Consider the following 6,947-nt stretch of genomic DNA (forward strand, 5'->3'; position numbering starts at 1 on the left):
TCAAATATTGTTCTTTTTACCATATAATATTGTATCCATCTCATCTGTATATTGATTATTCTCTTTGTATACAATCAAGGGAGGAAGGACTTTTAGACCTCGATTGCCATCTTTTATTCCTTCTACAAGAATAGTATTCGCCTCTTTCCCTAATTTCGGGTATACAAATTGCAGACGCTTAGGCTCCAGTCGATATTGCTGCATCAAGGTTAATATATCCACTAGTCTTCCAGGTCTATGCACAAAAGCTGCCTTTCCGCCTTGTTTTAATAATAAGCTGCTTGTTTTTACAACATCCTCCAACGTACACATTATTTCATGTCTTGCTATTGCTAAATGCTCGTTTTCATTAATAATTCCTTTTGAAGGTGTGACAAAATAAGGAGGATTACAAGTAACTACATCAAACTTTCCCATACCGAGCTGTTTAGGCATATCTTTTAAATCCCCATTTATCATATGTATGCGATCTGTTAATTGGTTGTACTCTACACTTCTAATAGCCATGTTATACAATCTTTCCTGAATTTCTACCCCTGTAATCATTCCTTTTGTACGCGTGCTTAATATTAGTGGAATGACACCATTTCCTGTACATAAATCGATGATGCTTCCTTTTTGAATAGGAAGATATGCAAATCTGGCTAATAGTACAGCATCTAGGGAGAAAGAAAATACAGATGGACTCTGAATAATTCTTAAATTTTCTGCAAGTAAATAATCTAGTCTTTCATCACCTATTAGCAAGATAGTCAGCCTCCGTTAAAAAGGAGGTTGTCCCAAAAGCAAATTGACAGCACTCATGGAACAACCTCTCTATACCTATTATTTCTTATTTAAAAACGACAGACAGAACAAACAATCTTCATCTTTCCTAGGACTTCCAAAATGAACATTACAAATATGAAAACCTTCTTGATATAATCTGGCGAGATTATCGTAGCCTTCACCAATATCTACTTCTTTATCGGCCTTATCGGGATAATCCTTTCTATCCTTACCCGAAAATGAAATGCTCTCGTTGTTTATGGATGTTCCTCTGTTATCCAGCCGCCTACGCAAATGTTCATTTTCTATTCTTAATGCATTGTTTTCCTCAATCATCTTGGCTAAATATTTTTTTAATTCACCCAGCTGTTGATACAAATCACCAATCTGTATTTCCATATTGCTGACTGAATCGAAGAATTCGTTTTTATCCATAAACTCCACCTCATTATTCCGTGGCTTGGATTGATATGGCATCTTCATTCAGGATTTCATCCATCGTAAATTCCAATATCCGTTCTTGCCCAGTTAATTCTACTTGTAATACTCTCTCTAAAATATTTAATCCTATCACTTTGCCTATTCCATTAGGGGTCTGAATTGTTTCCCCAACATCCGGCAAGCTTTCCTTCGCTGCTTCATACTCATCATTTTCATATTTTAAACAGCACATTAAACGGCCACATAAGCCGGAAATCTTCGTTGGATTCAACGATAAATTTTGATCCTTAGCCATTTTTATAGACACTGGCTCGAAATCTCCCAAAAAGGTAGAGCAACAAAGCATACGTCCACATGGGCCTATTCCACCTAACATTTTTGCTTCGTCTCTTACTCCAATTTGCCTTAATTCAATCCTTGTCCTGAAAATAGCCGCTAAATCCTTTACAAGCTCACGGAAATCTACGCGTCCGTCAGCAGTAAAGTAAAAGATTACTTTATTTCGGTCAAAGGTATACTCCACATCCACTAGTTTCATATCAAGCTGATGCTCTTCCACCTTTTCACAGCATACTTCATATGCTTCCCTTGCGGCATCCTTATTTTCACTTACTATCATTTGATCCTTTTCATTTGCTAATCGAATGACCTTTTTTAATGGCAAAACAACATCGTTTTCATCGACAGACTTACGATCTGTTACCACTTTTCCAAATTCTATTCCCCGAACTGTTTCTACAATTACAGAGTCATTTTTTTGAATAAAGAGATCACCCGGATCAAAATAATATATTTTACCGGCCTTTTTAAATCTAACTCCTACAACATCAAACAAAGGTAGATCCCCCCTGTAATTTTAAAACAAGTTGTTCCATTAATAATTGAGGATTCATATTTGCGTTTAACTTACGTTTGGCTTCTAGAATAAAATCCATTTTATCTGTTAAAGAACGTGTAGACATTTGTAATGCATCCGTCTCCAATGACCCACGATGATTTGGATATAGAAGATGATTGTCCTTTCCTATTCGTAATGAAATAAGATCTTTATATACAAAAAGCAGTAGATCAAGCCCGCGATCTATTTGACTTTTTTCTTTAAAATGAGAATACCAGTCCTCTTGTAATGCAACCATAGCAGAAGCTGCACTCTTCTTAAGGGCTTCATATAATTTTAACACTAATTTTCTAGCTTGTGCAAACCACTCATCATTATTTAACTCCAAAGCCTCATGTATATTATTGGTAATACTAGCTAAAATTAATGCATTTGAAGAAGAAACACCCATTTCTAATAATTTATTTACTAATACTTCTGTTGGCATGTTTCTAAAAGTAATAACCTGACATCTCGATATAATGGTTGGGAGTATTTGTTGAATCTGTTCGGTAATTAAAATAGCAGTAGTGCCTTCGTTCGGCTCTTCCAAAAATTTAAGCAAGCTATTTGCTGCATTTACCGTCATCTTATCAGCATGAACAATAGTATATAATTTTCTCTTTGATTCTACACCTGATTTACTAAACTCTTGCTGTAAATTCCTAATTTGATCCTTCTTAATAGATAGACCATCAGGCTCCACTAAATGGACATCCGGATGACTGCCATTGTTGATTCTTCTACAATTAATGCATGTTTCACAAGGTTTATATTGTTCTTGTAAATCCAAGCAAAGCAATGTTTTTGCAATTAAAAAGCTGGCATCCTTTTTCCCCGTACCCCGTTCACCCTCTAATAGGTAGGCGTGTGCCATTCTATCCTTTTGAATACTGCTTTTTAATAGCTTTGCCGCAAGGGGTTGAACCTTTTCTAGTTCTTCCCATGTTACTGCCAAAATGCATCACTCTCTTACGTATATAAATTAATTAATAACCCTTTTATTTCGCCTATTTTCCCCAAAATGTCGATTGCAGGCTTTTCCTTTTGTATATAATCATTAGTTAGGTCTACAAGTTGCTTGTCGATTGTCTCAATAATATTCAGCTTTCTGCCTTCCCCGAATTGATTCCAAGTATGTGACTGCTTTAAATTCATCCCAAAATCAACCGTCTCACGGACAAATCGCTTCACCAGTGTTTTATACTTCGCCAAGTCTTTAAAAGTTCTTGACTTTGCGAGCTTTTCCCCCGCACTTTCAATTTCAGATAATAATTTATTCAGTTGGTCCATCTGCAATTTCTCATCTTGTTTTTGAACAATTGCGGAAAATTTCGTTCCATTAGTAGTTACTTGTTTGGTATCCTGACGAGACTTCTCCAGACCAACCCTTATATCTTGTTGAATTTTCACTTTTCTCTCCTCTTTAAGGTTGTTTCGTATATTGATATCTTATCTAAAACCGAGCCTATTTTAGCATTTATTTATGGAAATATTAAAAATGGTGGAATTGCTCCACTGGAAGCACAAATACTGTTGCTCCTCCAACTTCTACTTCTACAGGATATGGAATATATGAATCCGCATTTCCACCCATCGGTGATACTGGCGCCATTAGCTGCTCACGTGACTTGCAATTATCCCTTATAACTTGCAAGGCCTTCTCTACTCTGATATCTTCCGTTCCAATCATAAATGTTGTATTACCAGACTTTAAGAAACCACCCGTGCTGGCAAGTTTTGTAACCCTGAAATTATGATCAACCATCGCATTCATCAATCGAGCACTGTCCTGATCTTGTACAACTGCTAATATAAGTTTCATAATACTCCCCTCCTAAAAGTTTGTTCACTATTTTATCTATTCATCTATATTAAAACTTTTTTCTATTATACCATTTATTATTATATATGTATTTGCGCTCACATCGTAATAATCCTCTTTATTCACAAAAAACCTTGAAGAATTATTTTCTCCAAGGTTTGATATATATAATTACATTATTTCCCTTGTATAATTTTTAATATGGTTTCTTTTACTGCTTGATACACTTGATCTATTTCTCTACTTGCATCAATTTGATGGAATCTGTTAGGAAACTTTTCTTTTAATAATTTAAACCCTTCATAAACTCTATGATGAAAATCAAGCTTCTCGAGGTCCAATCTATTTACTTCCCTACCCTTATTTTCTTGAATTCTTTGGAGTCCAATCTCCACCGGTACATCAAAATAAATGGTAGCATCCGGCATAACATCTTTGATAGCAAATTGATTTATCGCAAACACTTCATCAATACCTATGCCTCTGGCAAACCCTTGATAAGCTAAAGAACTATCAATAAAACGGTCACAGAGTACAGTAGCCCCTTTTTCCAGAGCGGGCAATACTCTTTCCACTAAATGTTGTCTTCTAGCTGCAGCATATAATAAGGCTTCCGTACGGGAATCCATTTCTGTATTACTTTTATTTAAAATAACCTCTCGTATTTGTTCCGCTATGCGGATACCTCCAGGTTCTCTGGTCATCACAATATCTAGGCCTTCATCCTGCAGTTCCTTGCCTAATTTTTGCAAAATAGTTGTTTTTCCAGCACCCTCCGGTCCTTCAAATGTAATAAATAAACCTTCCATATATTTGTCCTCCGATATCTACAAACTCAGTCCTTAAATACGGGAATTTCTCCCTTATATAAAGAGGATGTGTCGCCTTGAAATTTAGCATTCAATTCAAGTAGCTGCATAAGTGTTTTAATCTGTTCTTTTTTGACCTTTTCGCCAGGTAAAAGTAATGGAATCCCCGGCGGATATGGGGTAATCATTTTTGCAGCAATACGATGTATCGCATCCCTCATTGATACATATTCTACTTCCTTATGTTCCATTTCATCATAAGTCATACTCAATGAGGTGAGCTCTTCATTATTTTTGTACAGCATTTTTTCCACTTTTATAACAGGAGTCCGTCTTTCTAATGCAGCCTTTAGTTTTTCAATTGTATTATCGTATGGGTATATAATGCCTTGCTTCAGTAACGGAAGAACGAAAACAACATGGTATTGGTCTGCTAGTTCGGTAAATATCCCTTGTTCTTCGAAAATACCCTGAAGTTCAAAGCCTGAATACCCTTCATATGTAACCAACACTTTAAGAGGATCTTGCCCACTCCTTGTTTTTACAGATAAATGTTCAATCGATTCTAACATTGTTACAAATTGATTCCGTTGGAACAACGTATATTCCATATCTTGCTTTGTAAAGTTTCCTAAATAATGACGGGCAATGTCCAAGGAAACCATTATAGGATAGGAAGGGCTACTTGATTGTAGCATCGCAAGAAAAAATTCAATCCGTTTATCTGAGACTCGCTTACTGTTTATATGTAAATAAGAACCCATCGTCATTGCCGGGAGCATTTTATGTGCGGAATGAATAACGATATCCGCCCCCAGAGTAACAGCCGATTCTGGAAAGGGACGGCCAATTTGAAAATGAGGCCCATGCGCCTCATCAACGATTACTAAACCATTATTTTTATGTACGATATCAATTATAGCCTTTAAATTATACGTAAACCCATAATAATTTGGATAGGTTAGAACACATCCTTTAAGATTTGGGTAATTTTCAAAAGCATTTCTTACTATGGCAGGATCTATTTCCAGCCCTATACATAATTCATGATCTACTTTTGGGGAAAGAAATATTGGTTTCACATTGGCCAAGGAAAGGGCATTTAATACAGACTTATGGCAATTTCGCTGTACAAGCACATAGTCACCTTTTTCAAAAGCGGCCAAAATACTTGCTAAGTTTCCAACTGTACTCCCATTTACAAGAAAGTAGCTCTTTCTTGTCCTATATAAAGAACTTAACAATTGTTGAGCTTCCATTATTGGTCCTTCTGGTGCATGTAAATCGTCAAGTCCATTGAGTTCTGTTACGTCATATTGAAGAAATCTTGTCCACTCGGGACCTATTTGCTCATATAAAAGCCCACTTTTATGCCCAGGGACATGATAAGATTTTGGTTGATTATCTTTAAATTGTTTTACTGCCTCATATAAGGGCATTCTATTTTGATTCACTTCCATGATTACCTTTCCTTCAGTTGCTTATTTTATTGTACTATACGTATCCATTAGGGGAAACCTTCAAAGAAAATATTGTTTGGCAATATAAGAAAAGGGGGAACGTTCTTTAGAACTTGAGCTCATTAATACAAGATCATATATAGCATTCGTGCTTAAGATTATTTTATGTAAAAAAATAAAACCAAGCTCCAATTTAGTAGCTTGGCTATGAAATATTTTGTTTATACGTAACCATCTTGAGTCGTTCAATATAATACTTATATTTGGGATCATTCGTATCCGTTAACACCATATCCTTTTCACAATCTTCACAAATAAAGGATGTATAGAGATGTATCCCTGTTTCTTTTTGTTGTTCACAAACGATACACGTTTCCCCAATTTTCTTTCCCATCATTGAAGAGCTCATGCCTCTCCACCTCCATACAGTCATTATTCCCAATAATTATATCAATATACAATATTCTAAATATTTTCGTGAGTATTATGAGTACATTTAATATTGTATGTTCTCAAAGCATCCCATGTGTATGTCTATTACATTATTCATTTAATGTTTTATTTGCGCATGTGGGGACAGGTCCCTTTTCCCACTTTTGTTTAATACCGCGACTTTTCACCTTAATCCCTTCAAAACTGCAGTTAATCTCGTCAAAATGGCAAATAATCTCGTCAATCAGGACTTTAGACCTAATCCAAACACACAAATAAGCCACAGATCGAAATCTGTGACTTATTCTATTTGCCTGGCAACGTCCTACTCTTGC

10 protein-coding genes are annotated in these 6,947 nt (G+C 35.7%); all 10 read right to left on the bottom strand.

Annotation, left to right across the window (positions count from 1 at the left end; all coding sequences use genetic code 11):
- Window positions 1-750, bottom strand: a complete 750-nt coding sequence (locus CWO92_RS21840) for a tRNA1(Val) (adenine(37)-N6)-methyltransferase (protein ID WP_101356320.1) — start codon at window positions 748-750, stop codon at window positions 1-3.
- Window positions 751-825: 75 nt separating this feature from the next.
- Window positions 826-1,203 carry a DNA replication initiation control protein YabA gene (yabA, locus tag CWO92_RS21845; RefSeq protein ID WP_101356321.1) on the bottom strand — a complete coding sequence of 126 codons (378 nt, stop codon included), beginning with the start codon at window positions 1,201-1,203 and terminating at the stop codon, window positions 826-828.
- A gap of 13 nt (window positions 1,204-1,216) precedes the next feature.
- Window positions 1,217-2,044 carry a PSP1 domain-containing protein gene (locus CWO92_RS21850; protein ID WP_101356322.1) on the bottom strand — a complete coding sequence of 276 codons (828 nt, stop codon included), beginning with the start codon at window positions 2,042-2,044 and terminating at the stop codon, window positions 1,217-1,219.
- A complete protein-coding gene (gene holB, locus CWO92_RS21855) occupies window positions 2,037-3,044 on the bottom strand; it encodes a DNA polymerase III subunit delta' (RefSeq protein WP_101356323.1) in 1,008 nt (335 codons plus the stop codon). Before holB ends, CWO92_RS21850 begins: the two co-directional genes overlap by 8 nt.
- Window positions 3,045-3,058: 14 nt before the next feature.
- Entirely contained in the window at window positions 3,059-3,499 is a 441-nt protein-coding gene (locus tag CWO92_RS21860; RefSeq protein ID WP_101356324.1) for a YaaR family protein, read from the bottom strand.
- Between the two features lie 82 nt (window positions 3,500-3,581).
- On the bottom strand, window positions 3,582-3,911 hold the full coding sequence (gene darA, locus CWO92_RS21865) for a cyclic di-AMP receptor DarA (RefSeq protein ID WP_101356325.1): 330 nt from the start codon (window positions 3,909-3,911) through the stop codon (window positions 3,582-3,584).
- 176 nt (window positions 3,912-4,087) lie between these two features.
- On the bottom strand, window positions 4,088-4,720 hold the full coding sequence (gene tmk / locus CWO92_RS21870; RefSeq protein ID WP_101356326.1) for a dTMP kinase: 633 nt from the start codon (window positions 4,718-4,720) through the stop codon (window positions 4,088-4,090).
- A 26-nt stretch (window positions 4,721-4,746) separates the two neighbouring features.
- A complete protein-coding gene (locus CWO92_RS21875) occupies window positions 4,747-6,180 on the bottom strand; it encodes an aminotransferase class I/II-fold pyridoxal phosphate-dependent enzyme (protein ID WP_235851655.1) in 1,434 nt (477 codons plus the stop codon).
- Between the two features lie 205 nt (window positions 6,181-6,385).
- On the bottom strand, window positions 6,386-6,589 hold the full coding sequence (locus tag CWO92_RS21880) for a sigma factor G inhibitor Gin (RefSeq protein WP_101356327.1): 204 nt from the start codon (window positions 6,587-6,589) through the stop codon (window positions 6,386-6,388).
- Between the two features lie 133 nt (window positions 6,590-6,722).
- A partial coding sequence (locus CWO92_RS25865; protein ID WP_207767823.1) for a hypothetical protein occupies window positions 6,723-6,947 on the bottom strand: 225 nt, incomplete at its 5' end.

The organism is Heyndrickxia camelliae (assembly GCF_002844575.1).
Lineage (GTDB): Bacteria > Bacillota > Bacilli > Bacillales > Bacillaceae_C > Margalitia > Margalitia camelliae.

Coding starts and splice junctions, on each gene's coding strand:
- yabA (WP_101356321.1), bottom strand. CDS start 1,203: ATGGATAAAAACGAATTCTTCGATTCAGTCAGCAATATGGAAATACAG.
- darA (WP_101356325.1), bottom strand. CDS start 3,911: ATGAAACTTATATTAGCAGTTGTACAAGATCAGGACAGTGCTCGATTG.
- CWO92_RS21880 (WP_101356327.1), bottom strand. CDS start 6,589: ATGAGCTCTTCAATGATGGGAAAGAAAATTGGGGAAACGTGTATCGTT.
- CWO92_RS21875 (WP_235851655.1), bottom strand. CDS start 6,180: ATGGAAGTGAATCAAAATAGAATGCCCTTATATGAGGCAGTAAAACAA.
- tmk (WP_101356326.1), bottom strand. CDS start 4,720: ATGGAAGGTTTATTTATTACATTTGAAGGACCGGAGGGTGCTGGAAAA.